Origin of the sequence: Streptomyces sp. BB1-1-1, assembly GCF_031597775.1 — a bacterium.
In the GTDB taxonomy this organism is placed as follows: domain Bacteria; phylum Actinomycetota; class Actinomycetes; order Streptomycetales; family Streptomycetaceae; genus Streptomyces; species Streptomyces thinghirensis.
This window is the reverse complement of sequence record NZ_CP134203.1, coordinates 2,225,247-2,250,602: the sequence shown is the minus strand read 5'-3', so window position 1 is coordinate 2,250,602 and position 25,356 is coordinate 2,225,247. Positions and strand designations below refer to the sequence as shown.

General features: G+C 71.5%; 19 protein-coding genes. 14 read left to right on the top strand and 5 right to left on the bottom strand.

Annotation, left to right across the window (positions count from 1 at the left end):
* Window positions 1–74 precede the first annotated feature (74 nt).
* From RI578_RS10385 to RI578_RS10365, 5 genes are all read left to right on the top strand, one after another.
* A complete protein-coding gene (locus RI578_RS10385; protein WP_310870821.1) occupies window positions 75–1,070 on the top strand; it encodes an aldo/keto reductase in 996 nt (331 codons plus the stop codon).
* 277 nt (window positions 1,071–1,347) lie between these two features.
* Window positions 1,348–2,730 carry an aminotransferase class III-fold pyridoxal phosphate-dependent enzyme gene (locus RI578_RS10380; protein WP_310870820.1) on the top strand — a complete coding sequence of 461 codons (1,383 nt, stop codon included), beginning with the start codon at window positions 1,348–1,350 and terminating at the stop codon, window positions 2,728–2,730.
* A 179-nt stretch (window positions 2,731–2,909) separates the two neighbouring features.
* Window positions 2,910–4,976, top strand: a complete 2,067-nt coding sequence (locus RI578_RS10375) for an IucA/IucC family protein (RefSeq protein WP_399059836.1) — start codon at window positions 2,910–2,912, stop codon at window positions 4,974–4,976.
* Window positions 4,977–5,049: 73 nt separating this feature from the next.
* Window positions 5,050–5,775, top strand: coding sequence for a GNAT family N-acetyltransferase (locus tag RI578_RS10370; protein WP_310870819.1), 726 nt, complete (start codon window positions 5,050–5,052; stop codon window positions 5,773–5,775).
* A 151-nt stretch (window positions 5,776–5,926) separates the two neighbouring features.
* On the top strand, window positions 5,927–7,939 hold the full coding sequence (locus RI578_RS10365) for an ATP-dependent DNA helicase (protein WP_310870818.1): 2,013 nt from the start codon (window positions 5,927–5,929) through the stop codon (window positions 7,937–7,939).
* A 141-nt stretch (window positions 7,940–8,080) separates the two neighbouring features.
* Here the strand turns inward: RI578_RS10365 and lexA are convergent, their stop codons facing one another.
* A complete protein-coding gene (gene lexA, locus RI578_RS10360; RefSeq protein ID WP_121749622.1) occupies window positions 8,081–8,860 on the bottom strand; it encodes a transcriptional repressor LexA in 780 nt (259 codons plus the stop codon).
* Between the two features lie 565 nt (window positions 8,861–9,425).
* Here lexA and nrdR point away from each other — a divergent pair.
* Together nrdR and RI578_RS10350 are read left to right on the top strand one after the other, a co-directional pair.
* On the top strand, window positions 9,426–9,977 hold the full coding sequence (gene nrdR / locus RI578_RS10355) for a transcriptional regulator NrdR (RefSeq protein WP_310870817.1): 552 nt from the start codon (window positions 9,426–9,428) through the stop codon (window positions 9,975–9,977).
* A gap of 167 nt (window positions 9,978–10,144) precedes the next feature.
* On the top strand, window positions 10,145–13,048 hold the full coding sequence (locus tag RI578_RS10350; protein WP_310870816.1) for a vitamin B12-dependent ribonucleotide reductase: 2,904 nt from the start codon (window positions 10,145–10,147) through the stop codon (window positions 13,046–13,048).
* Between the two features lie 111 nt (window positions 13,049–13,159).
* Here the strand turns inward: RI578_RS10350 and RI578_RS10345 are convergent, their stop codons facing one another.
* Window positions 13,160–13,693, bottom strand: coding sequence for a TerD family protein (locus RI578_RS10345; RefSeq protein WP_310870815.1), 534 nt, complete (start codon window positions 13,691–13,693; stop codon window positions 13,160–13,162).
* A gap of 158 nt (window positions 13,694–13,851) precedes the next feature.
* On the opposite strand from RI578_RS10345, the gene RI578_RS10340 reads away from it, so the two are divergent.
* From RI578_RS10340 to RI578_RS10330, 3 genes are all read left to right on the top strand, one after another.
* Complete coding sequence (locus RI578_RS10340) at window positions 13,852–14,457, top strand: YdbC family protein (protein ID WP_121749626.1); 606 nt, start codon at window positions 13,852–13,854, stop codon at window positions 14,455–14,457.
* Window positions 14,458–14,578: 121 nt separating this feature from the next.
* Window positions 14,579–15,238: a histidine phosphatase family protein gene (locus RI578_RS10335; protein WP_310870814.1), complete on the top strand. Its 660-nt coding sequence runs from the start codon at window positions 14,579–14,581 to the stop codon at window positions 15,236–15,238.
* 12 nt (window positions 15,239–15,250) lie between these two features.
* On the top strand, window positions 15,251–16,156 hold the full coding sequence (locus tag RI578_RS10330; RefSeq protein WP_310870813.1) for an ADP-ribosylglycohydrolase family protein: 906 nt from the start codon (window positions 15,251–15,253) through the stop codon (window positions 16,154–16,156).
* A gap of 328 nt (window positions 16,157–16,484) precedes the next feature.
* Here RI578_RS10330 and RI578_RS10325 read toward each other — a convergent pair whose 3' ends face one another.
* Window positions 16,485–18,032, bottom strand: a complete 1,548-nt coding sequence (locus RI578_RS10325) for an MFS transporter (protein WP_310870812.1) — start codon at window positions 18,030–18,032, stop codon at window positions 16,485–16,487.
* A 186-nt stretch (window positions 18,033–18,218) separates the two neighbouring features.
* Here RI578_RS10325 and RI578_RS10320 point away from each other — a divergent pair, with 186 nt between their 5' ends.
* From RI578_RS10320 to RI578_RS10310, 3 genes are all read left to right on the top strand, one after another.
* Entirely contained in the window at window positions 18,219–18,839 is a 621-nt protein-coding gene (locus RI578_RS10320; RefSeq protein ID WP_310870811.1) for a TetR/AcrR family transcriptional regulator, read from the top strand.
* An 81-nt stretch (window positions 18,840–18,920) separates the two neighbouring features.
* Window positions 18,921–19,622, top strand: a complete 702-nt coding sequence (locus tag RI578_RS10315) for a ribonuclease HII (protein WP_310870810.1) — start codon at window positions 18,921–18,923, stop codon at window positions 19,620–19,622.
* A gap of 68 nt (window positions 19,623–19,690) precedes the next feature.
* On the top strand, window positions 19,691–20,341 hold the full coding sequence (locus RI578_RS10310) for a hypothetical protein (protein WP_310870809.1): 651 nt from the start codon (window positions 19,691–19,693) through the stop codon (window positions 20,339–20,341).
* A gap of 187 nt (window positions 20,342–20,528) precedes the next feature.
* Here RI578_RS10310 and RI578_RS10305 read toward each other — a convergent pair whose 3' ends face one another.
* Together RI578_RS10305 and RI578_RS10300 are read right to left on the bottom strand one after the other, a co-directional pair.
* Window positions 20,529–21,143: a hypothetical protein gene (locus RI578_RS10305; protein ID WP_310870808.1), complete on the bottom strand. Its 615-nt coding sequence runs from the start codon at window positions 21,141–21,143 to the stop codon at window positions 20,529–20,531.
* Window positions 21,144–21,424: 281 nt separating this feature from the next.
* A complete protein-coding gene (locus tag RI578_RS10300; protein ID WP_310870807.1) occupies window positions 21,425–23,590 on the bottom strand; it encodes a RecQ family ATP-dependent DNA helicase in 2,166 nt (721 codons plus the stop codon).
* A gap of 143 nt (window positions 23,591–23,733) precedes the next feature.
* Between RI578_RS10300 and RI578_RS10295 the strand changes: the two genes are divergently transcribed.
* Entirely contained in the window at window positions 23,734–25,290 is a 1,557-nt protein-coding gene (locus tag RI578_RS10295; protein WP_310870806.1) for a DUF4192 domain-containing protein, read from the top strand.
* Window positions 25,291–25,356 lie beyond the last annotated feature (66 nt).

Here is a 25,356-nt window from a genome sequence, read left to right as displayed (position 1 = left end):
CCGTCGGTTTTCGGCCCCAGCCCGGCGCTTCGCTCCCTTGCTTCGGGCGCGTACGTGGGCGTTGGCTGATCACCATGGAATACACGCAGCTTGGACGTACAGGACTCAAAGTCAGCCGACTCGTGCTGGGCACCATGAACTTCGGGCCGCAGACCGAGGAGGCCGACAGCCACGCCATCATGGACGCCGCACTGGACGCCGGCGTCAACTTCATGGACACCGCCAACGTCTACGGCCAGAGCGCGGGCAAGGGGCGCACCGAGGAGATCCTCGGGGCTTGGTTCGCACAGGGCGGCGGGCGGCGTGAGAAGACCGTGCTCGCCACCAAGGTGTACGGCGACATGCTGCCCGACGGCGCCCCCGACTGGCCGAACTACGGCCGGCTCTCGGCCCTCAACATCCGCCGGGCCGTGGAGGCCTCACTGAAGCGGTTGCAGACGGACCACATCGACATCTACCAGTTCCACCACGTCGACCGACTCACGCCTTTCGACGAGATCTGGCAGGCCGTCGACGTCCTCGTCCAGCAGGGCAAGATCCTTTACGCCGGTTCCTCCAACTTCCCGGGCTACAAGATCGCGCAGGCCAACGAGACTGCGGCGCGGCGCGGGTCCACGTTCGGCCTGGTCAGCGAGCAGTGCCTGTACAACCTCGCCGAGCGGCGGGCGGAGATGGACGTGATCCCGGCCGCGCAGGAGTACGGGGTCGGGGTCATCGCCTGGTCCCCGCTGTACGGCGGCATGCTCGGTGGCGTACTCAAGAAGGAGCACAAGGGCGGGCGCAGGACCGGGGGTCACGGCGCGCGCCTGCTCAACGACCCGGCCGTACGCGCGCGGGTGCAGTCCTACGAGGACCTTCTCGACAAGCACGGCATCGAGCCGGGCGAGGCCGCGCTGGCCTGGCTGCTGACCCGCCCCGGCGTCACCGGCCCGATCGTCGGTCCGCGTACTCGGGAGCAACTCGACTCCGCGCTGCGGGCCATCGACCTCGACCTGCCGGAGGACGTACGGGTCGGCCTCGACGAGATCTTCCCGGGTCCGGGTCCCTCGCCGGAGGCGTTCGCCTGGTGATCCGGCCGGCCGCCGCGATCGCCTCGTGCGGGCACGGCGGCCACCCGCCCCGGCGAGGATTTTCGGGGTAACCCGTAACCCGGCGAACGGCCTGCTGTTGGTAGCGGTGGGGGGCCCGCTGTCCGAGTGCGGCCCCCCGTGCCGAGGGCGCCCCGACACGTCGGGTCGCGGCTGGACAGCGGGAGGTCAAGAAGCCGTGGCGGAATCCGCGTGCAGGGGGTTTACGTCCGGGGGCGGGAACGCCGGGCCGACCGCGGGGAAGGGCGCTGCGAGTGCGGTGCCCGCGCGGGCGCGTACCACGCGGGGGAGCGCCCCGAAGCGCCAGCCGGCGCGTGAGCCCGCGGCACGCACCTACGCACGCGCCCTTCCCGTCGTACCGGTCCGGGCCCGGGGACTCACCATCGAGGGCGCCGACGGCCGCCGCTACCTGGACTGCGTCTCGGGCGCGGGGACACTGGCCCTGGGACACAACCACCCGGTCGTGCGGGAGGCGATCCGCAAGGTCCTCGACTCCGGGGCTCCTTTGCAGGTCATGGACCTCACCACCCCCGTCGAGGACGCCTTCGTCACCGAGTTGCTGCACACCCTGCCGCCCGGACTCGCCGACCACGCGCGCGTGCGATTCTGCGGACCGTCCGGTACGGACCCGGTCGCCGCCGCCGTCGGAATCGTCCGCACCGCCACCGGGCGGAATCGGGTGATCACCTTCACCGGAACCCACCACCAGGCGACCGCCGAGGCGGGCACCGACCCCGGTGACGCCTGCGACACCCGCCGCCTCCTCCTGCCCTACCCGCAGGACCTGCACTGCCCGTTCGGCGTCGGGGGAGAGCGCGGGGCCGAACTCGCCGCCCACTGGGCCGAGTCCGTCCTCGACGACCGCCGCTCGGGGGAGCAGCCGCCCGCCGGGATGATCCTTGAACCGGTCCACAGCGAAGGCGGGGTGCTTCCCGCGCCGGACGCCTGGATGCGGCGCATGCGTCGGATCACGGCGGAACGCTCCGTTCTGCTGATCGCCGACGAGACCGAGACGGGCGTCGGGCGGACCGGGGCCTTCTGGGCGGTCGAACACAGCGGCGCCATGCCCGACGTGCTGGTCCTGTCCAAGGCGATCGGCGGCAGCCTGCCGTTGGCCGCGGTGGTGCACCGCGACGACCTGCACACCGGGGGGCCCGGCGCCGGCACCTTTCGCGGCAACCAACTCGCCCTGGCCGCGGGGGCGGCGACCCTCGCCCACGTACGCGAGCACCGCCTCGCCGAGCACGCGGCCGTACTGGGGAGCCGGATGCTGACCCGACTGCGCGGCTTGGCCGAGGAGTTCCGGTGCGTCGGTGACGTGCGGGGGCGGGGCCTGATGCTCGGCGTCGAACTGGTCGCACCGGACGGTGCGCGTGAGATCCCGACCAACCGCGCGGACACAGGCCTCGCGCCGGGCGTCGCCGCCGAAGTCGCCGCCGCCGTCCGGCGGGAGTGTCTGCGCCGCGGGCTGATCGTGGACCTCGCGGGCCCGTCCGGAAACGTCGTACGACTACTGCCGCCGCTGATCGTCACCGAGGAGCAGACGTCGGCGGTCCTGGACCGCCTCGCCGACGCGGTGGCGGCGGTGGACCGAAGCCATGGCGACCACGCCCCACCGCACGGGGCGCGCGCCGCTCGCTGAGATCCGCCGCCCAGGCCACAGCACGTCACGAGGGACCCGCCTTGCACACCACCCCCACACCCCGACCGACAACCGCCGCGATCACCGGATCGCCGTCGGCCACCCCTGCCGTTGCGGCGCCGCCGTCGGCTGCCGCTGCCCATCCGGGCTCGGTTCCGGTCCGCGCTGCCCTTCCGGGCTTGGTTCCGGCTGCCGCCGGGCATCCGGGATCGGTCCCGGCCGCTGCCGGGCATCCGGGATCGGTTCCGGCTGCTGCCGCTGCCGCTGCCGCTGCCGATCCGGGCTTGGTCCCGGTCGCTGCCGCCGATCCGGGCTCGGTCCCGGCTGCCGCCGCCCATCCGGGCTCGGCCCCGGCCGCCGCGACCGGTCCGGGACCCGTTCCGGTCGCCGCCGCCGACCCCACGCCCGTAACGGCCCTCGCCACCCTCCCCGCGACCGCGCCCCCGCTCACCGCCGATGCCCTGGACCACGCTGACCCGTACACCGGGGCCCAGGCGGCGACCGTGGAGAACCTGCTGCGCTGCTGGGCGCGCGAGACCGACGCGACCGCCCCCGGCGGCGGTGTCCTCCACGTGCCGCTCCCGGCCAGCGGCACTGCCCTGGCCGTTCCCGTCCATTACTGGTCGCCGACGGGCAGGCACCGATTCGGCCTCCCGCGCCTGGCCGACGCCCCCGCCTCGGCGCCACCTGCCGACGCTGTCACGGTCGCCGCGCTGCTCGTACGGGAGACGGCCGGCGACCCGGGCCCCGACGGGACCGACCTCGTGGCGCGTGTCGCCGACTCCGTCCGCCGTACCGCCGTCTTCCTCCGCGACCGCCGGGAGGACCGCCCCTCCGAGGGCCCCGGCGTCCCCGGCGGCCGCGGCGGCGGTCCCGACCTCTTCCTCGCCGCCGAGCAGGCGCTGCTCCTCGGGCATCCACTGCACCCCACGCCCAAGAGCCGAGAAGGGCTCACGGAGGCGGAGGCACAGCGGTACTCACCCGAAGTGCGCGGCTCCTTCCCCCTGCACTGGGTGGCCGTCGCCCCCTCCGCCCTCGCCACCGACTCGGCCTGGACCGAGCGAGGTCGCCCGGTCCCCGCGCCCCTGCTCACCGCACGCCTCGCAGGGGACGGGCAGGCCCCGCCGGACGGCTACGCGCTCCTCCCCCTGCACCCCTGGCAGTACCGCGCGGTACGGCACCGACCGGAGACCGCGGCCCTGCTGGACGCGGGACTGCTCAGGGACCTCGGCACGCAGGGCGCCCCCTGGCATGCCACCTCCTCCCTGCGAACCGTTTACCGAACCGGCGCCCCCGCCATGCTCAAGCTCTCGCTGGCCCTGTACATCACCAACTCCCGCCGGGAGAACCTCCGCAAGGAACTCCACCGCGGAGTCGAGGTCCACCGCCTGCTGCGCACCGGAGTGTCCCGCCAGTGGCAGGCCGTCCACCCGGACTTCGACATCGTTCGGGACCCGGCCTGGCTCGCCGTCGACGGACCGGACGAAGCGCCGCTGCGCGGGCTCGACGTCGTCATCCGGCACAATCCCTTCCGGCCCACGGACGACGTCTCCTGCGTCGCGGGTCTCGTCGCGCCCCGGCCGTACGGGCAGGCGGACGACTCCGGCCGGGCCACCGCCCGCGTCCCGCGCTCCCGGCTGGCCGAGGTCGTCACCCGACTCGCCGGGCGGACCGGCCGACTCCGCCAAGCCGTCGCCGCCGAGTGGTTCCTGCGCTACCTCCATCACGTCGTACGCCCCGTCCTGTGGCTGGACGCGCACGCCGGGATCGCCCTGGAGGCGCATCAGCAGAACACGCTCCTCCTGCTGGACACCGACGGCTGGCCCGCCGGCGGCCGCTACCGCGACAACCAGGGCTACTACTTCCGCGAGTCCCGGCGCGCGGAACTCGACGCCCGGCTGCCCGGCATCGGCGAGCACAGTGACACGTTCGTCTCCGACGAGGTCACCGACGAGCGCTTCGCGTACTACCTCGCCATCAACAACGTGTTCGGCCTCATCGGCGCCTTCGGTTCCCAGCACCTCGCCGACGAGCGGCTGCTCCTCGCGGCCTTCCGCCGTTTCCTGGGCGATCTCGCGTCGGGCCCCGCCCCGCTGCGCAGCCCGCTGCCCGCGCAGCTCCTCGACTCGCCCGTACTGCGCTGCAAGGCCAACCTGCTGACCCGGCTGCGCGGCCTGGACGAACTCGTCGGCCCGGTGGACACCCAGTCCGCCTACGTCACCATCACCAACCCGCTGCGCGCCTGAGAACACTCCGCCGGACCCTTCACCCGCCCCCAGGCCCCCTTCCCCGCCCCCCGCCTCCCGAAAGAGCGACACCGTGGCTTCCACCGATGCGAGCGCCGACGACACCCTGGACCTGCACCTCCCCGAGGAGTTCGTCGCCCTCTTCGGGCAGGGGAAGCAGGGGGACGACCCAGCCGGGACGGAGACGACGCGGGCCGGCGACGACCTGCTCGACCGTGTCGCCGACTGGGGCCCGGCCGTCACTCCCGCGGGCGTGTTCCATCTGGCGCCCGTCCGTGTCGATCGGGACGTCCCGATCATCACCCGCTGGATGAACGACCCCGCCGTCGCCGCGTTCTGGGAACTGACCGGACCGCAGAGCGTGACCGAGGAGCACGTACGGGCACAGCTCGCCGGTGACGGGCGCAGCGTCCCATGCGTCGGCATGCTGGACGGGCTGCCGATGAGCTACTGGGAGATCTACCGGGCCGACCTCGACCCGCTGGCCCGGTACTGTCCCGTCCGGCCGCACGACACCGGTCTCCACCTCCTGATCGGCGATGGCACCGACCGCGGGCAGGGCATCGGGACCACGCTGATCAGGACCGTCACCGACCTCGTCCTCGCGAGGCGGCGCGCCTGCACGCGTGTGCTCGCCGAACCCGACGTCCGCAACACGGCCTCCGTCGCCGCGTTCCTCGGCGCCGGGTTCCGGTTCGCCGCAGAGGTCGACCTGCCCGCCAAGCGGGCCGCCCTCATGATCCGGGACCGGACGCCGCGCGCTGCCGTAGCGTCCTGTGGCCCAGTCCCGACGGCCTGATCAGTGCCGCCTCCACTCGCCGACCGGCACCCCGCCCGCCCAGGAGCCCACCCTTGTCCCCGCCCTCCCCGCGATCCGTCCCGCCCCTGCCGTCCCTCCCTCCCGCCTCGCCCGTCCGTTTGTCAGTGCCGGGCCGTAGGGTGGTCGCGCTATGACGAAGCCCTCACTCCCCGAACTCCTGCACGCCGCCGTCACCGCCGTCGGCGGCACGGAGCGTCCCGGCCAGGTGGCCATGGCCGAAGCCGTCGAGGAAGCCATCGACGGCGGCTCCCATCTGCTGGTCCAGGCCGGCACCGGCACCGGCAAGTCGCTGGGCTATCTGGTGCCCGCTCTGGCGCAGGGGGAGCGGGTCGTCGTGGCGACCGCGACCCTGGCCCTGCAGCGCCAGCTGGTGGAGCGTGACCTGCCGCGGACGGTCGACGCGCTCCATCCGCAGCTGCGCCGCCGTCCGGAGTTCGCGATGCTCAAGGGCAGGTCGAACTACCTGTGCCTGCACCGGCTCCACGAGGGAGTGCCGCAGGACGAGGAGGAGGGCCTCTTCGACCAGTTCGAGGCCGCCGCTCCCACCAGCAAGCTGGGCCAGGACCTGCTGCGGATGCGCGACTGGGCGGACGGGACCGAGACCGGCGACCGTGACGACCTCACGCCCGGCGTGTCCGACCGGGCGTGGTCGCAGGTGTCGGTGTCGTCCCGGGAGTGCCTGGGCGCCTCGAAGTGCGCGTACGGAGCCGAATGCTTCGCGGAGATGGCCCGGGAGCGCGCCAAGCTCTCCGAGGTCGTCGTCACCAATCACGCGCTGCTCGCCATCGACGCCATCGAGGGCGCTCCGGTGCTGCCGCAGCACGAGGTGCTGATCGTCGACGAGGCGCACGAGCTGGTCTCCCGGGTCACCGGCGTCGCCACCGGCGAGCTAACCCCCGGCCAGGTCAACCGCGCGGTGCGGCGGGCCGCGAAGCTCGTCAACGAGAAGGCCGCCGACCAGCTCCAGACCGCGGCCGAGGGCTTCGAGCGGCTGATGGAGCTGGCGCTGCCGGGGCGCCTGGAGGAGGTCCCGGAGGATCTCGGCTACGCGCTCATGGCACTGCGCGACGCCTGCCGTACGGTCATCTCCGCGATCGGCGCGACCCGCGACAAGTCGGTGCAGGACGAGGACGCCGTCCGCAAGCAGGCGCTGGCCTCGGTGGAGTCCGTGCACGACGTGGCGGAGCGGATCACCAACGGCTCCGAATGGGACGTCGTCTGGTACGAGCGGCACGACCGTTTCGGTGCCTCGCTGCGGGTCGCTCCCATGTCCGTCTCCGGACTGCTGCGGGAGAAGCTCTTCACGGACCGCTCGGTCATCCTGACCTCCGCGACCCTCAAGCTGGGCGGCGACTTCAACGGCGTCGGGGCCTCCCTGGGCCTCGCCCCCGAGGGCACCGAGGGCGACGACGTGCCCCAGTGGAAGGGCGTCGACGTGGGATCGCCGTTCGACTACCGCAAGCAGGGCATCCTGTACGTCGCCAAGCACCTGGCGCGCCCCGCGCGGGACGGCGACCGCGGCGACATGCTCGACGAGCTCACGGAGCTGATCCAGGCGGCCGGCGGCCGCACGCTGGGGCTGTTCTCCTCGATGCGGGCGGCCCAGCTGGCCGCCGAGGAACTGCGCTCCCGCATCCCGGAGTACCCGATCCTGCTCCAGGGCGAGGAGACACTCGGCGAGCTGATCAAGAACTTCACCGCCGACCCGAAGACCTGCCTCTTCGGCACGCTGTCGCTCTGGCAGGGCGTCGACGTTCCCGGACCGAGCTGCCAGCTGGTCGTCATGGACAAGATCCCGTTCCCGCGCCCGGACGACCCTCTGATGAGCGCCCGCCAGAAGGCGGTGGAGGAGGCCGGCGGCAACGGCTTCATGGCGGTCGCCGCCACGCACGCCGCGCTGCTGATGGCCCAGGGCGCGGGCCGCCTCGTACGGGCGTCGGGCGACCGCGGCGTGGTCGCCGTACTGGACCAGCGACTGGCGACGGCCCGGTACGGGAGCTATCTGAAGGCGTCACTGCCCGACTTCTGGTTCACCACCGACCGCAACCAGGTCCGCAAGTCGCTGGCCGCGATCGACGCGAAGGCGCGGCAGACGGAAGAGCTGGAAGAGACGGAAGCGGCGGAAGAGACGGACGGCGACTGAGCCCGGGGTTTCCCGCCGGGCGCCCGGCCGGAAACCCCGGCCCGGCCCCGCACAGCGCGGGGCCCCGGAACCGGCGCAGAGGTTCCGGGGCCCGGTCGGGTCGGCGGGTCGCTGTCGTGGCGTACCCGCCCGCCGTGGCGCTCAGACGCGGCGCAGTACGGCCACCACCTTGCCGAGGATGGTCGCGTCGTCACCGGGGATCGGCTCGTAGGCCGAGTTGTGCGGGAGGAGCCAGACGTGGCCGTCCTCGCGCTTGAAACGCTTGACGGTGGCCTCGCCCTCGAGCATCGCGGCCACGATGTCGCCGTTCTCGGCGACCGGCTGGCGGCGGACCGTGACCCAGTCGCCGTCGCAGATGGCGGCCTCGATCATCGAGTCGCCGACGACCTTCAGGACGAACAGCTCGCCGTCACCGACCAGCTGCCGCGGCAGGGGGAAGACGTCCTCGACGGACTCCTCGGCGAGGATCGGGCCACCGGCGGCGATGCGCCCGACGAGCGGGACGTACGACGCGGCGGGCTTGCCCGCGGTGTCCGTGGGCTGCACGGAGGCGGCCTGGTCGGAGCCGCGCACCTCATAGGCGCGCGGGCGGTGCGGGTCGCGGCGCAGGAAGCCCTTGCGCTCCAGTGCCATCAGCTGGTGCGCGACGGAGGAGGTGCTGGAGAGGCCGACGGCCTGGCCGATCTCCCGCATCGACGGCGGGTAGCCGCGCCGTTGCACGGAGTCGCGGATGACCTCGATCACCCTGCGTTGGCGGTCGGTGAGTCCCGAGCTGTCGGCCCGGATGCCAGGAGGTCGGCCTGGCAGGGAGCGCTTGTGCCCCTCGGGATTCGTGGCGTCGCTCATCGCGTGCACCGGCTCAGGTCGGCCCTGGGGGCGGTCCTGGGCAGTGATGGTGGCACTGTCGGCGGTGGTGGTCACGTCGGCCCCTCTCGATGGTCTCCCTGCTGCACAACGGTAGTAGCTTTCGAAAGGTTGCGCCAAACACACGTTCGAGTGAAAAATCGCGAATCGCTCGCCCGGAATGTGTTTCTGGGTGTATGGCTATCGCGGTGCCTGGCGGACAAAAGGGCCCATTGCTGTACTCTTCACCGCCGTGGTGACAACCTCGGGGAGGTCGCCCCAGTCTGCCATCCGGCATCCCGTTCGATGGCGTGGGTCCCCTCATCTGTGCGGTAGTCCCACGCCCCCTCCTCGCGGTGCCCACGGTATCTCCGCATGCGCCCGGGCGATACGCCCGTGCGTGCGCGCGTCCGCCGCGCCGCCTCGGCCGTACGACACCTGTACGTACCGGAGCGACACGCGTGCAGGGCGTGTATGTATGAGCCAATCCCCACATCTAGTGGTTGGATTGCAGCAGCAGCCCACAAGTTGTGGTCCCCCGGGTCTTCGAGCCCGCCGCGATCGCCTATGCTGGGGGCTGCTTCGAGGGGCCTGAAGGGCCTTTCGAGGCTATTGAGTCTGCTGTGAGGAGGGTTCGGAGATCATGCACTGCCCCTTCTGCAGGCACCCCGACAGCCGCGTCGTCGACAGTCGTACGACCGACGACGGCACGTCGATCCGCAGGCGCCGCCAGTGCCCTGACTGCTCCCGTCGTTTCACGACCGTGGAGACGTGCTCGCTCATGGTGGTGAAGCGGTCCGGGGTCACCGAACCGTTCAGCCGCACCAAGATCATCAACGGTGTGCGCAAGGCCTGCCAGGGCCGGCCCGTCACCGAGGACGCGCTCGCCCAGCTCGGCCAGCGGGTCGAGGAGGCGGTGCGGGCCACCGGAAGCGCCGAGCTGACCACCCACGACGTGGGGCTGGCCATACTCGGCCCGCTGCAGGAACTCGACCTCGTCGCCTATCTGCGATTCGCCTCCGTCTACCGGGCGTTCGACTCGCTCGAGGACTTCGAGGCCGCGATCGTGGAGCTCAGGGAGGCGACGGGGTATCCCGGCGAAGACGGCGACGACGCCGGCGCGGGGAGCCAGGAGAACGACCGCGGATCCACGGGGGCGGCACAGGTCCCCGAGCCCGCAGGCGCCGCCGACTGACCGGCGGGCCGGACCCGGACTTCGGCGCCCGGGCCCGGCCGGACGGCGGCGAGTGACAAAGACCTGTTGCGGGCGGTGCGAGAGATGCCCGCAACACAAGACAGAACACCGTGCCACGGGAACAATCGGGGCACTTCAGGGCGTTTTCGCCCGTACAGGGAGGCGGCATGACAGAGACGGCGAGCGGTCCGGCACGGAGTTCCCGCGCCAAGGGCACGAAGGCGGGCAAGGGACTCCGCGTCGAGCGCGTCCACACCACTCCCGGCGTCCACCCCTACGACGAGGTGGCCTGGGAGCGTCGTGACGTCGTCATGACCAACTGGCGCGACGGCTCGGTCAACTTCGAGCAGCGTGGCGTCGAGTTCCCCGAGTTCTGGTCGGTGAACGCGGTCAACATCGTCACCAGCAAGTACTTCCGGGGTGCCGTCGGCACCCCGCAGCGTGAAGTGAGCCTGAAGCAGCTCATCGACCGCATCGTGAAGACGTACCGGAAGGCCGGCGAGGACCACAAGTACTTCGCCTCGCCCGCCGACGCCGAGATCTTCGAGCACGAGCTGGCCTACGCCCTCCTGCACCAGATCTTCAGCTTCAACAGCCCTGTCTGGTTCAACGTCGGTACGCCCCAGCCGCAGCAGGTCTCCGCCTGCTTCATCCTGTCCGTCGACGACTCCATGGAGTCGATCCTCGACTGGTACAAGGAAGAGGGCATGATCTTCAAGGGCGGCTCGGGCGCCGGCCTGAACCTCTCCCGGATCCGCTCCTCCAAGGAGCTGCTCTCCTCCGGCGGCAACGCCTCCGGCCCGGTCTCCTTCATGCGCGGCGCGGACGCCTCCGCCGGCACGATCAAGTCCGGTGGCGCCACTCGCCGGGCCGCGAAGATGGTCATCCTCGACGTCGACCACCCCGACATCGAGGACTTCATCCAGACCAAGGTCTCGGAGGAGGAGAAGATCCGCGCCCTGCGCGACGCGGGCTTCGACATGGACCTGGGCGGCGACGACATCACGTCCGTCCAGTACCAGAACGCCAACAACTCGGTCCGCGTGAACGACACGTTCATGAAGGCCGTCCAGGACGGCGGCAAGTTCGGCCTGACGTCCCGCATGACCGGCGAGGTCATCGAGGAGGTCGAGGCCAAGTCGCTCTTCCGCAAGATGGCCGAGGCCGCGTGGGCGTGCGCCGACCCGGGCATCCAGTACGACGACACCATCAACCACTGGCACACCTGCCCGGAGTCCGGCCGGATCAACGGCTCGAACCCCTGCAGCGAGTACATGCACCTGGACAACACGTCCTGCAACCTCGCCTCGCTGAACCTGATGAAGTTCCTGAAGGACGACGGCAAGGGCAACCAGTCCTTCGACGCCGAGCGCTTCGCCAAGGTCGTCGAGCTCGTCATCACCGCGATGGACATCTCCATCTGCTTCGCGGACTTCCCGACCCAGAAGATCGGCGAGAACACCCGCGCCTTCCGCCAGCTCGGCATCGGCTACGCCAACCTCGGCGCCCTGCTGATGGCGACCGGCCACGCCTACGACTCCGACGGCGGCCGCGCCCTGGCCGGCGCCATCACCTCCCTGATGACCGGCACGTCGTACCGGCGCTCCGCCGAACTCGCCGCGATCGTCGGCCCGTACGACGGCTACGCCCGCAACGCGCAGCCGCACCTCCGGGTCATGAAGCAGCACTCCGACGAGAACGCCAAGGCCGTCCGCATGGACGACCTGGACACGCCGGTCTGGGCCGCCGCCACCGAGGCCTGGCAGGACGTGCTGCGTCTCGGCGAGAAGAACGGCTTCCGCAACTCCCAGGCGTCCGTCATCGCTCCGACCGGCACCATCGGTCTCGCGATGTCCTGCGACACCACCGGCCTCGAGCCCGACCTCGCCCTGGTCAAGTTCAAGAAGCTGGTCGGCGGCGGCTCGATGCAGATCGTCAACGGCACCGTCCCGCAGGCCCTGCGCCGCCTGGGCTACCAGGAGGAGCAGATCGAGGCGATCGTCGCCCACATCGCCGAGCACGGCAATGTGATCGACGCCCCCGGCCTCAAGCACGAGCACTACGAGGTCTTCGACTGTGCCATGGGCGAGCGCTCCATCTCCGCGATGGGCCACGTCCGCATGATGGCCGCCATCCAGCCGTGGATCTCCGGCGCCCTCTCCAAGACGGTCAACCTGCCGGAGTCGGCGACCGTCGAGGACGTCGAGGAGGTCTACTTCGAGGCCTGGAAGATGGGCGTCAAGGCGCTCGCCATCTACCGCGACAACTGCAAGGTCGGCCAGCCCCTCTCCGCCAAGACCAAGGAGAAGGAGAAGTCCCCGGCCGACGCTGTCACGGAGAAGACCGAGGCGGCGATCCGCGAGACGGTCGAGAAGATCGTCGAGTACCGCCCGGTCCGCAAGCGCCTCCCGAAGGGTCGTCCCGGCATCACCACCTCCTTCACGGTCGGCGGCGCCGAGGGCTACATGACGGCCAACTCCTACCCGGACGACGGTCTCGGCGAGGTCTTCCTGAAGATGTCCAAGCAGGGTTCGACCCTCGCGGGCATGATGGACGCCTTCTCCATCGCGGTCTCCGTCGGCCTCCAGTACGGCGTGCCGCTCGAGACGTACGTCTCGAAGTTCACCAACATGCGCTTCGAGCCGGCCGGTATGACGGACGACCCGGACGTGCGGATGGCGCAGTCGATCGTCGACTACATCTTCCGCCGCCTGGCGCTGGACTTCCTGCCCTTCGAGACGCGCTCCGCGCTCGGCATCCACTCCGCCGAAGAGCGTCAGCGTCACCTGGAGACGGGTTCGTACGAGCCGTCCGACGACGAGCTCGACGTCGAGGGCCTGGCCCAGTCGGCGCCGCGCGCCCAGGAACTGAAGGCCGTCGCCACGCCGAAGGCCGAGGTCGAGGCGGCCAAGCCCGCTCCGCAGCAGGCGCACACCAGCGCCGAGCTGGTGGAGATGCAGCTGGGCATCCAGGCCGACGCACCGCTGTGTTTCTCCTGCGGCACGAAGATGCAGCGCGCCGGTTCCTGCTACATCTGCGAGGGCTGCGGCTCGACCAGCGGTTGCAGCTGACGCGTAGGTCCACATGAGTAAGGGGCGCCCGCCAATGCGGGCGCCCCTTACTCATGTACGGGTCCCTACTCGACACTCATGTACGGGTCCCTACTCGACGCGCAGGCGAGGTCAGGGGCGGCGGGCCCTGCCCATCACGCGTGTGAACGTCGCGGGGTCACCCTCGAAGCCGTGGACTCCGGCCCGGAACTCCCAGGCCCCCGTCTCGTCCCGGACGAACTCCGCGACCGTCGCCGCCGTCGCGCCCAGCACGCCGCTGAAGTCGTCCGTGGCGAGGTCGGTGTAACCCTCCCTGATGCGCAGGCCCGGGTTGGTCACGTCGGTGAATGTCCGGTCCTCGGTACGCTGCTGGATCGCGACGCCCACCACCACGCGCGCGTACCGGGCGTCGAGCCGCCCCAGCTCCAGTGTCATGACCTCGTCGAAACCGAAGCCCTTGCCGTCCTTGCTGTCCCGGTTGAGATAGATGGTGCCGTCGGGGGAGCGGCTGTCGAAGTGCACCACGTAGGAGGGATCGCCGTACGGATCGTCCGCCGGATAGGTCCCGGCGACGACGTCCAGATCGGCGGGCGGCTCACCCGCCGGACTCGGGTCCCACCGCAGCGCGACCTCGACCTTGCCGATTCCCTTGCTGAGGCCGTTCACGAACTTCCCCTTCCCAGGTCCCCCGCCCTGCCCGGCCACCTCAAGTGCCGAGCGGTGACGGCCGGTTGTCCATCCTGCCACGCACAGCGAGGCAGTTGCGGGCAAGCGGTCCTCCGGAGAGTGACCGGTGCCACGTTCCCTGGCCTTACCATGGCGCGGTGCTGGTCAAGTGGATTCGCTGCACCGTGGTGGACCGCCGCGGTTTCGAGCGGGGGCAGCGAAAGTGGGCGGGGCTTCCGGGGGAGCCGGGTTTTCGGGGGCAGGGGGGTGGCTGGAGCCGGGGACGGCCGGACGTGGCGCACGTCTTCGCCTTCTGGGAGAGCCGTGCCTTCTACGACTCCTTCATGGCCCGCTCGCACGACCGGCTCGCCTCCGCCCAGGCGGGCACCTTCAAGAACGCCCAGGTCAGGCTCTTCGACTACCGGTTCGATGTGAAGACCGGGTTCGAACCGCGCTTCACGGACGCCGACCTGGTGCGGGTGGCGCTCTGCCGCGTCCACGAGGAGCGGGCCGAGCACTACGTCCTCATGCAGGAGAAGGTCTGGAACCCCGCGATGGCCGGCTCGCCCGGCATGATCCGCGGGCTGTTCGGCGAGGCGCCGGGGAACGAGTACCTGGTGTTGTCCATGTGGCGGTCGGCCGCCGAGCACGGCAAGTACCGCACCGAGCGGGTGGAGCGGCTCGCGCTGCGCGCCCAGACGGAGGCCGACATCGCGGCCCTGACGGGGGACATCGTGCAACTCGAACCCACCTGGACCGTTTGAGATCCGGACGGACTCTCCCGGCGTCGACGTGCGCCGACCGGGATGTGCGGACTGTGTGACGTACGCCGTATGGGGCCCGTTCGAGTGCTTGCTTCCGCCCGTCCCGATCTAGGGTTCTGGCATGGCACGACCACGGCGCATCGTTCTTGTCCGCCACGGCGAGTCGACGGGCAACGTCGATGACTCCGTGTACGAGCGCGAACCCGACCACGCGCTGGCCCTCACCGCGCAGGGCCGGGCGGAGGCCGAGGAGACGGGCAAGGGGCTGCGCGAGGTGTTCGGCGGCGAGCGGGTCAGTGTGTACGTCTCCCCGTACCGCCGGACGCACGAGACGCTGCGTGCCTTCAACCTCGACCCGGGACTCATACGGATACGGGAGGAGCCGCGGCTCCGTGAGCAGGACTGGGGCAACTGGCAGGACCGGGACGACGTGCGTCTGCAGAAGGCCTACCGGGACGCCTACGGCCACTTCTTCTACCGCTTCGCCCAGGGCGAGTCCGGAGCCGACGTGTACGACCGGGTCGGCGGTTTCCTGGAGAGCCTGTTCCGCAGCTTCGAGGACCCCGATCATCCGCCGAACGTGCTGCTGGTGACCCACGGTCTGGCCATGCGGCTGTTCTGCATGCGGTGGTTCCACTGGACGGTCGCGGAATTCGAGTCGCTGTCGAACCCCGGGAACGGCGAGATGCGGATGCTCGTTCTCGGTGAGGACGGCAAGTACACCCTTGACCGCCCCTTCGAACGCTGGCGGGATCCGGAACCGTACGGGATCACCGGATAGAGTGGCAGTGCGATGACCGCTCATTCATCTCCTGACGTGCGCCTGGACCGGGCCCTGTCCAGCCTGCGCGGACTGTCGGTGGGGGACGCGCTGGGCTCACAGTTCTTCGTGCCCGCGAACTACCCGCTGCTGAAATCCCGCGAGCTGCCCCCAGGCACCTGGCAGTGGACGGACGACACGGAAATGGCCTGCTCCGTGGTCTCCGTCCTGGCCGCGCGCCAGCGCATCGACCAGGACGCGCTGGCGCTCTCCTTCGCCCGGCACCACGACTTCGACCGCGGCTACGGCCCCGCGGTCAACCGCCTCCTGCGACTGGTCCGGGAGGGCGGCGACTGGAGAGAACTCGCCGCCGCGCTGTTCAACGGCCAGGGGTCCTGGGGCAACGGCGCCGCCATGCGGATCGCCCCGCTGGGCGCGTGGTACGCGGACGACCCTGAGCAGGCGACCCATCAGGCGGAGATCTCGGCCTACCCCACGCATCAGCACCGCGAGGCGGTGGTCGGCGCCATGGCGGTCGCCGCTGCCGCCGCCCTGGCCGCGGACCCCGCGGGCCCGCCCACCCCGCACGCGCTCCTCGACGGCGTCGTCGCCCTGGTACCGAAGAGCGCGGTCGGCGCCGGACTCCGCCGCGCCCGGGACATGCTCGACTACGGCGACGCGGCCACGGTCGCGGCGGTCCTGGGCTGCGGCAGACGTACGACCGCCCATGACACGGTTCCCTTCGCCCTCTGGTCCGCGGCCCGCGCCCTCGGCGACTACGAGCGCGCTTTCTGGACGACCGCCCAGGTCGGCGGGGACGTGGACACGACCTGCGCCATCGTGGGCGGAGTGGTCGCCGCCGCCGAGGCGGGAGCGCCGCCGGCCGAGTGGGCCGGGCGGGTCGAGGCGCTGCCCGAGTGGATGGTGACGTCGGCCTAGCCGGCCCGCGAGGGGCGCCGGCGGAGGGACGTCGGAATCCGCTTCGACTCTCCGTGTGCGACGGGAACTCTCCGTGACCAGCCGTCCGTTGTCGTGACATCCGCTGTGCGAGGAATGAGCCCCGCACAGTCCGGAGTGTCACGAGGGGTGGGTCATGGGGGTCTTGCCGTTGCCGGTCCTCGCGCTGCTGTCCCTCGCGCTGCTGTCTCTCGTACTGCACGCCCGGTCGAGCGCGCCGCCGACCGCGAGCCGTCGGGGCGGGCATCGGCAGGCGTGCGTGGCGCCCGCCGGTGGACACCGCCACCGCCCGGCCCGCGGTGGCGTGGCGTCAGCCGATGCCCGGCCCGGCCGAGCCGGACAGGGCCTCCAGATCGCTCTTGCGCACCCGGATCACCAGCCACGCCGTGGCCAGGGCGAGGACGGCCATGGCGGCAGCCGGTATGAAGGCCGCCGAGATGCCCTGCGCCAGCACTTCGTGCCCCCATGGCGCCGGCAGCTGGTGCGTCTGGGCGAACTCCGCCTTCTGTTCCGCGGAGCCGTTGGTGAGGAAGTCCGCCCCCTGCTTCTCCGCCTCGTCCTTGGTCGCCGTGCCGAACACCGTCGTCAGGATCGCGAGGCCGATCGATCCGCCCACCTGCTGCATCGCGTTGAGCAGGCCGGACGCCGCGCCAGCCTCGTGCTGGGCGACCCCGGAGACCGCGGTCAGAGTCAGCGTCACGAAGTTCAGGCCCATGCCGAACCCGAAGATCAGCATCGGACCGAGGACTCCGCCGACATAGGAGCTGTCGGAGCTGATGAGGGCCTGCCAGCCGAGCCCGACCGCGGCGAGTGTCGAGCCCACGACCATGAACGGCTTGGGGCCGAACACGGGCAGGAACCGCTGCGACAGCCCCGCCCCGAGCGCGATCACCACCGTGACGGGGAGGAAGGCCAGACCGGCCTGGATGGGGGTGTAGCCCAGCACGTTCTGGACGAACAGCACGATGTAGAAGAACATGCCGAACATCGCCGCGGCCAGGCTCAGCATGATCACGTACGTGCCGGCGCGGTTGCGGTCGGCGAACATCCTCAGCGGGGTGATCGGCTCCTTGGCCCGCGACTCGATGAACGCGAAGGACAGCAGCAGGACCACCGCGGCCGCGAAGGAACCGATGGTCAGGTTGTCCCGCCAGCCCTCGTCCGCGGCCCGGATGAAGCCGTAGACGAGAGACGCCATGCCCGCCGTCGAGGTCACCGCTCCGGCGATGTCGAAGCGTCCGGAGTGCCGCTCGGACTCGCTGATGTACAGCGGGGTGAGCACCGCGATCAGTACACCGATCGGCACGTTGACGAAGAGCACCCAGCGCCAGTCGAGCCACTCGGTGAGCATGCCGCCCGCCAGCAGGCCGATGGCGCCACCGCCCGCGGACACGGCCGCGAAGACGCCGAAGGCCCGGTTGCGTTCCGGTCCTTCGGGGAAGGTGGTGGTTATGAGGGCCAGCGACGTGGGCGACGCGATGGCCCCTCCCACACCTTGCAGGACACGCGCCGCCAGCAGTTGCCAGGGTTCCTGGGCGAAGCCACCGAGCAGCGAGGCGAAGGTGAACAGCAGGATGCCGGTCATGAAGACCCGGCGACGGCCGAGGATGTCACCGGCTCGGCCGCCGAGCAGGAGCAGACCGCCGAAGGTGAGCGTGTAGGCGCTGACGACCCAGGTGAGGTCCGTGGTGCTGAAGCTGAGCGCTTCTTGAATGTGCGGGAGAGCGATGTTCACAATCGTCGCGTCGAGTACCACCATGAGTTGGCAGGCCGCGATGACCGTGAGCGCGATGCCGGGACGCCCCTCCCGGCGGGCAGCTCCCGGCTTCTGGTCTTTGATCAGAGAAGAGGTTGTCACTATGCGTCCCCCACGACTGACTTAGTGAACGCTTGCGTTCACTGTTGCTTCAACGTTAGTGACTCCCCGACAGTGAACGCAAGCGTTCACTTGTGGTGCCGCCGTGCGCGTCGTCCCCCGTTGTGGCCGCGCGGCACGCCCCCTGACCCCCGAAAACCCGTTCCCCGCTTCCTGGAGACCCTCGACATGGTTGCTTCGCACTGGGCGGCCGCCTCCGCCCAGCCACCCTCCCGCAGGCGTGGCGCGGTCCTCGAACGCGCGATCCTCGACGCCGCGCTGGACCAGCTCGGCACCGTCGGCTGGAACGGCCTGACGATGGAGGGTGTGGCCGCCGGAGCCCAGACCGGCAAGGCGGCGGTCTATCGCCGCTGGCCGTCCAAGGAGGACCTCGTCGCGGACGCGCTCCGGTCCGGGCTGCCGCGTTTCGACACGGTGCCCGACCTCGGGAGCGTGCGCGAGGATCTCCTGGCGCTGTGCCGGAGGGCACGCGACGCGATGTTCTCCCGCCCCGGTTTCGCCTTGCGATCGGTGATTCACGAATGCGACAGCATGCAGGCGGAGCGTTTCCACGCGGTGATCCTCAAGGGGGTGGTCGAGCCGACGCTGACGATGCTCCGCGAGGTCATCAACCGCGGAATAGAGCGGGGAGAGGTCCGGCGCGACGCGGCGAACGGATACGTCTTCGACGCCATCCCGGCGATGATGATGTACCGCTCGAAGATTTGTGCAAGCGAATGGACGGACCAGGAGATCGAGGAAATGATCGACCAGCTGATGGTCCCGCTGCTGCGGCCCGACAGCGTCTGACTCCCGGCTGCACGCGCCCTGGTCCCGTTTGGGGAACCGGGGTGTCGCCGGAGGTTCGGGGCGGCGTACGCTAAGCACGCCATGCCGTACGAACCACCTACTCACACCGTCGAGCGCTCTCTCCGCGCCACGACCGGAGCGAAGATCATTGCCGGTGTCGACGAGGTGGGGCGCGGTGCGTGGGCCGGGCCGGTCACCGTCTGCGCCGCGATCACCGGACTGCGTCGGCCCCCGGCCGGCCTCACCGACTCCAAGCTGCTCACCATCAAGCGACGCACGGAACTCGCCGCGGAGCTGCGGACCTGGGTGACCTCGTACACCCTGGGGCACGCCTCTCCGGAGGAGATCGACGCACTGGGGATGACCGCGGCGCTGCGACTCGCGGCGGTACGCGCCCTGGAGACCCTGCCGATCCGTCCCGACGCCGTCATCCTCGACGGCAAGCACGACTACCTCGGGACGCCTTGGAAGGTCCGTACGGTGATCAAGGGTGACCAGTCCTGCGTGGCCGTCGCCGCCGCGTCGGTGCTCGCCAAGGTCCAGCGCGACAAAATGATGGCCGAACTGGGTATCGACCATGCAGACTTCGGTTTCGCGGACAACGCCGGGTATCCGTCGCCCGTGCACAAGGCCGCACTGGAGGAACGGGGACCCACCCCGCACCACCGGTTGTCGTGGGCGTATCTTGATTCGCTGCCCCAGTGGCGGCACCTCAAGAAGGTCCGCAGTTGGGTGGACGGAAGTGTTCCGGAAATCGAGGGCCAGCTCGGATTCGATTTCTGACGCTTCCGCTCGCAGGCATGTGCCACCCGCCGACGCGAGCCGCACCAACGTTTGATAAATATCAGCTCATGCCTCTCATTCCCGAGGAGCCTCAGATTCACGAGCAGGCCCAGGGTCCCCGCGCCACTCCGGCCAGCGGCCGCACCGCGCCGACCCCTCGCCCCGTACCCGGCCCCCGTCCCGTGGCTCCGCCGCGCCCCGGCCGCCCCGGTCCCGCGCGACCGGCGCCGCCGGCGCCGCCGGCGCAGCGCGCGTCGCGCGACACGGCCGCGACCAAACCCGCCCCGTCGGGTCCGGCTGCTCCGGCAGCCGCCCCGGCAGCTCCGGCCGCCCCGCAGATCCAGCTGATCCCGGCCTCTCCCGAAGGCGCGCTCGACGCCGCCGAGGAGGCCGTGGACCTGCTGCTGGACTCGGGTCGCACCCCCGGTGACGTGCTGGTGATCACCACCGGCGAACCGCACCCGTGGGCCGTCCACGAACTGTCCTTCGGCGATGCCGCCTACTGGGCACAGCACGACGCGGGCGACGACGTCTTCTACGCGGACGCCGCCGTCGCGGACCGTGCCGCGTCGAGGGCCGTGGTCGTGGTCGCGCTCAGTGGCGGCCCCGAAGCCGCTGCCGTCACCGCCCTGTCCGTGGCCCACTCCCGGGCCGGCGCCCTGCTGATCGTCTGCGGTGACCCGCAGCGGATCAACTCGGTGCTGGGCGCGGGCGTCTGAGCCAGTTCCGCCGTACGCGGCGGACGCCGGTGTGACACGGGGGCCGCGGAGTCGGCCCCCGCACGGTGGCGGCTGCGGCATGCCCGGACGGCCGACGTCCACTGGGCGACGTGGACGGGTATTGCCAGGTGCTCTCACAGACCTGGACGTCGCGGCCCTACCTCAAGGTGCACCGCGCCCGTGGCGCTCAGCGAGCCGCCGCGCGGCGCAGCACGTCCGAGGCGACGCCGCCGGTGCGCGGTGGCGGTGGCGACGTCTCCGACGTGGCGAACGGCTCCGGCGCGGACACCGCGTTGGGCCGGCGCCCCCCACGGCCCTCGCCGAGGACCTGCCAGCCGTCACGGGTCAGCGTGATGTACGCGCCGCAGCGCAGCCCGTGTAGCGTGCACGCGTCCCGCAGCCCCCACATCCACGCGCCGTCCTCCTCCGTCCAACGCGCATCGCCCTCGCGGCAGTAGAGCAGTACGGCGGTGCGCACCGGCGTGCGGCGCCGCAGGTCGTGCGGGATGACCCGGCGAAGCTGGGCGAGCAGCGCGTTGCGGAACATCCATCCGTCGGCGGGGACCCGGTGGCTGGCGAACGAGGCGCTCGCACGCAGTCGTTCGTCCGGATCGAGCACGGCCACGATCGCGGTCGCCGGCCTGGGGCGGTGCCGCGAGTGCAGTCCGCCGACGATCTCCCGTGGATTGCGCAGCAGCGGGATCCCGGCGGCGGCCCACTCCGCCGGTTCGAGCAGGCGAGTGGCGGAGGCGGCGGACGGCGACAATGAAGCCGCCGAGGACGGAGCGAATCCGAAGGTCACGTTCCTCCCTTCGGCTACGCGCCCACACTGCGGGCGGGGTCGGATTCGGGGGAGCGCGCACCGCAGTGAAGCCCTGCCGGATCACGGACGAGCCGTGCGGGGAGCGGACTTCAATTCTTCCTGTCGAACTTGGTTGCGGCAACGAGCAATTGGGGCCGGCGACCGTTATCGGATGATGCGCGTCCTATATCCCTACCCAGAGCGCACCCGGGTGACGCACGGGACGCCCCACCCGCGGCCGCGCGGAGTTCGGGTCCGGCGACGTGCGCCGCGACGGGTGATCAGCCTTGCACGGCCAGGACCAGTGGCAACACCCCCCGGGCACCGGCGCGGCGGAGCAGCCGGGCCGCCACCGCGAGGGTCCAGCCGGTCTCGGTGCAGTCGTCCACGAGCAGAATCGGGCCGTCGAGTCCGGTGAGCGTGGCGGCGAGGGCGGACGGAACCGTCAGGGTGCCGTCGAGTGCCTTGAGTCGCTGCGCGCTGTTGCTGCGGGACGCCCTGGACACCTCGCCCGTGTACTCGACCGAACCGAGCAGCGGCAGCCGGCCGACCTCGGCGATGCGTGCACCGAGAGAGTGGATCAGCTGGGGCCGGGTGCGCGAGGCGACGGTCACCACCCCGACGGGCCGCGGCCGGCCGTCGGCCGCACCCGCGGCCCAGCCGCCGGGACCCTTCGCCCAGTCGGCGAGCACAGCCACGACGGCCTTCGCTACGTCGTCCGGCACGGGGCCGTCCGGAGCCTGGGCCGAGAGCATCGGTCGCAACCGGTTGCCCCAGCCGATGTCGGACAGCCGGCCCAACGCCCGGCCCGGCTCGGCCTGTTCCCCGGCCGGAATGCGTCCCTTCAGTTCGACGCCGATGGCCGGGAGCCCGGTCGGCCACATGCGGCGGGGCTCCACCTCGACGCCGGCCCGGCCCAGATCGACCCGCGCGGCGTCGAGGGAGTCGGTGGAGGTGTCCGCGGTGAAGCGCGGGCCCGCGCAGTTGTCGCAGTGGCCGCAGGGCTTGGCCCCCTCGTCGTCCAGCTGGCGTTGCAGGAACTCCATCCGGCAGTCCGTCGTCGAGGCGTAGTCGCGCATCGCCTGCTGCTCGGCCTTCCGCTGCCGCGCGACCCAGTCGTACCGCTCCGCGTCGTACGTCCACGGCTGCCCGGTCGCGATCCAGCCGCCCTTGACCCGCTTGACCGCGCCGTCCACGTCGAGGACCTTGAGCATGGTCTCCAGGCGGGAGCGGCGCAGCTCCACCAGGGGCTCCAGAGCGGGCAGGGACAGGGGGCGCTCCGCGCCCGCGAGGATGTCGAGCGTGCGGCGCACCAACTCCTCCGACGGGAAGGCCAGCGAGGCGAAGTACTCCCAGATCGCCTCGTCCTCCTTCCCCGGCAGGAGGAGCACCTCGGCATGCTCGACACCGCGCCCGGCACGGCCGACCTGCTGGTAGTACGCGATGGGGGAGGAGGGCGAGCCCAGGTGCACCACGAAGCCGAGGTCGGGCTTGTCGAATCCCATGCCGAGCGCCGAAGTGGCGACCAGTGCCTTGACCCGGTTGGCGAGCAGGTCGTCCTCGGCCTGCTGGCGGTCCGCGTTCTCGGTCTTGCCGGTGTAGGAGGCGACGGTGTGGCCGCGCTGCCGCAGGAAGGCGGTGACCTCCTCGGCGGCGGCCACGGTGAGCGTGTAGATGATCCCGGAGCCCGGGAGCCGGTCGAGGTGGTCGGCGAGCCAGGCCATCCGGTGCGCGGCGTCGGACAGCCGCAGCACGCCCAGGCTGAGGCTCTCCCGGTCCAGCGGGCCGCGCAGCACCAGCGCGTCCGACGTACCGCCGGTGCCGAGCTGCTCCGCCACGTCGGCGGTCACGCGCGCGTTGGCGGTGGCCGTGGTCGCCAGCACGGGCACGCCGGGCGGGAGATCGGTGAGCATCGTGCGCAGCCGCCGGTAGTCCGGGCGGAAGTCGTGGCCCCAGTCGGAGATGCAGTGGGCCTCGTCCACCACGAGCAGCCCGGTCGCGGCGGAGAGCTTGGGCAGCACCTGATCGCGGAAGTCCGGGTTGTTGAGCCGCTCGGGACTCACCAGCAGAACGTCGACCTCGCCCGCGGCGATCTCGTCCTGGACCGCGTCCCACTCCTCGGTGTTGGAGGAGTTGATGGTCCGGGCGCGGATGCCGGCCCGCGCCGCGGCCTCGACCTGGTTGCGCATCAGCGCGAGCAGCGGGGAGACGATCACCGTCGGCCCGGCTCCCCGGTCGCGGAGCAGCGCGGTCGCCACGAAATAGACCGCGGACTTGCCCCATCCCGTGCGCTGGACGACCAGGGCCCGGCGCCGGTCGGCGACCAGCGCCTCGATCGCCCGCCACTGGTCCTCCCGCAGCCGGGCCGCGCCGGAGGCGTCCCCGACGAGGCGGGCGAGGACCGTGTCGGCGGCTGTCCGGAGATCCGCGTTGCTCGTGTGCTCCATGCGTTCCATACAACAGGACGGGACTGACAGCCGGGCGGTGGGGCGGGACGGCGCGGACACCGGGCGCCGCCGGGTGACGTGTCCCTGATGGGAGTTATCCACAGGGCAAAGCGGAACTTCTCAATCCGCGAGATCGTCGGGCCATGACGAACCACAGCGAAACGACTGGATCCTCCGAGAACGGCGACATCCCGGGCCCCGTGAAGCCCGGCCGCACGGCCCGCACCCGGTACGACGGCCCCGGCGACGAGCACCAGGTCACCCTGCGCACCCCCGCCGAGTTGGCCGACGCCCTGCCGTACCTGCTCGGGTACCGCCCCGAGGACAGCATCGTCCTGGTCGCCCTGCGCGACAGGGACGGACGGGGCCGTTTCGGCGGCCGGGCCCGGCTCGGCATTCCCGCGAACGCGGACGACTGGACAGGCGCCGCCGGACAGCTGGTCCACGGCCTGGTGACCGGCAGCGAGCGCCGAGGCGTGAGGCCCGAGCAGATGGTCGCCTACCTCTGCCAGGAGCCGGCGCGGGGCGAGACCGGCCGGGAGGTGATGGAGCGACTGCGGCCACTGGCCCAGAAACTGCGCGTCGAGTGCGGTGCCCTCGACGTACCGGTCGTCGAGGCGCTGTGCATCTCGGCGGGCCGCTTCTGGTCGTACTGCTGCGACGAGGAAGCCTGCTGCCCGGCGGAGGGCGTGCCCATGGGGCTGCCGGGCACGTCCGTGCTGGCCGCGGCGGCCACCTACGCCGGTATCCAGGTGCGCGGTTCGCTGAGCGAGCTGCGGGCCAGGTTGCTGCCCCGGGAGAACGCCGCGGCCCTCGAACAGGAGGCAGCCCTGGACGCGGCCGCCGTGACAGTGGTCTCCAGGATCCTCGATGACGCCGGGCGTTCGGAGGTGGCCGAGGAGACGCTCGACCTGGCGCGGCGGGCCATGCGACGCCTCACGGACGCCCCGCCCGTGTCCGGCGTGCCCGCCGAGGATCTGCGCGACGACCAACTGCTCGGGCACGACGAGGCGGCGGCGCTGATCCTCGGCCTCCAGGACCGTACGACCCGTGACCGTGCGGCGGAGTGGATGGAGGGTGACGAGGCGGGACCCGCGTTGCGTCTCTGGCGTGCCCTGGCCCGTCGCTGCGTCCGCTCCTACGGCGAACACGCGGCCGCGCCCCTCACTCTCGCGGGCTGGGTCGCGTGGTCCGCCGGGGATGAACTGGAGGCCCGGGAAGCTCTGGCCATGGCGCTCGGCGCAGATCCCGACTACCTCTTCGCCCGGCTCCTGCACCAGGCGTGCAACGAGGGCCTCGATCCCGAGTCGGTCCGCCGCTGCCTGCGAGCGGAGCGCGGGGGCCGCGGAGGCGGGGGACGCGACGCCGCGGACGGGGGAGAGCAGGGCGACGGGCCCGCGCAACGCCGTCCGGCCGAGCCTTCGTCCGCTCCGCAGGTGCCGCCCGGGCGCCGGCGCCGCACGCGCCCCGTCGTCCCGGCCGATGGAGCCCGACGCCGTGCGAGGGCGCAGGGCCGTGAGCCGGGCGGGAGGATCGGGCGTCCTCGCACTCCCGCGGGTGGTGAGCGCCCGGGCGGCGCACGGACGGCCCGAACGCGGCCGCGCGCCTCGGGGGCAGAGGCCACGGGCCGGAAGGAGACCTGCGTGGAAGGGGTAAGCGCGGGAGAGCACGCGACTGAAGGGGGCGAAGAGCGAGCCTGAAGGGGGAGGCGGCCCACGGCCCGCACCCTCATCTGCCGGGCATCCCCGCCGCAGTTCCCCGCCGCA

Excerpts from the sequence above, each read along its gene's own strand:
- RI578_RS10310 (WP_310870809.1), top strand. The coding sequence starts at position 19,691 with ATGCCTCTCATTCCCGAGGAGCCTCAGATTCACGAGCAGGCCCAGGGT.
- RI578_RS10320 (WP_310870811.1), top strand. The coding sequence starts at position 18,219 with ATGGTTGCTTCGCACTGGGCGGCCGCCTCCGCCCAGCCACCCTCCCGC.
- nrdR (WP_310870817.1), top strand. The coding sequence starts at position 9,426 with ATGCACTGCCCCTTCTGCAGGCACCCCGACAGCCGCGTCGTCGACAGT.
- RI578_RS10315 (WP_310870810.1), top strand. The coding sequence starts at position 18,921 with ATGCCGTACGAACCACCTACTCACACCGTCGAGCGCTCTCTCCGCGCC.
- RI578_RS10295 (WP_310870806.1), top strand. The coding sequence starts at position 23,734 with ATGACGAACCACAGCGAAACGACTGGATCCTCCGAGAACGGCGACATC.
- RI578_RS10365 (WP_310870818.1), top strand. The coding sequence starts at position 5,927 with ATGACGAAGCCCTCACTCCCCGAACTCCTGCACGCCGCCGTCACCGCC.
- RI578_RS10350 (WP_310870816.1), top strand. The coding sequence starts at position 10,145 with ATGACAGAGACGGCGAGCGGTCCGGCACGGAGTTCCCGCGCCAAGGGC.
- RI578_RS10300 (WP_310870807.1), bottom strand. The coding sequence starts at position 23,590 with ATGGAGCACACGAGCAACGCGGATCTCCGGACAGCCGCCGACACGGTC.
- RI578_RS10385 (WP_310870821.1), top strand. The coding sequence starts at position 75 with ATGGAATACACGCAGCTTGGACGTACAGGACTCAAAGTCAGCCGACTC.
- RI578_RS10330 (WP_310870813.1), top strand. The coding sequence starts at position 15,251 with ATGACCGCTCATTCATCTCCTGACGTGCGCCTGGACCGGGCCCTGTCC.
- RI578_RS10335 (WP_310870814.1), top strand. The coding sequence starts at position 14,579 with ATGGCACGACCACGGCGCATCGTTCTTGTCCGCCACGGCGAGTCGACG.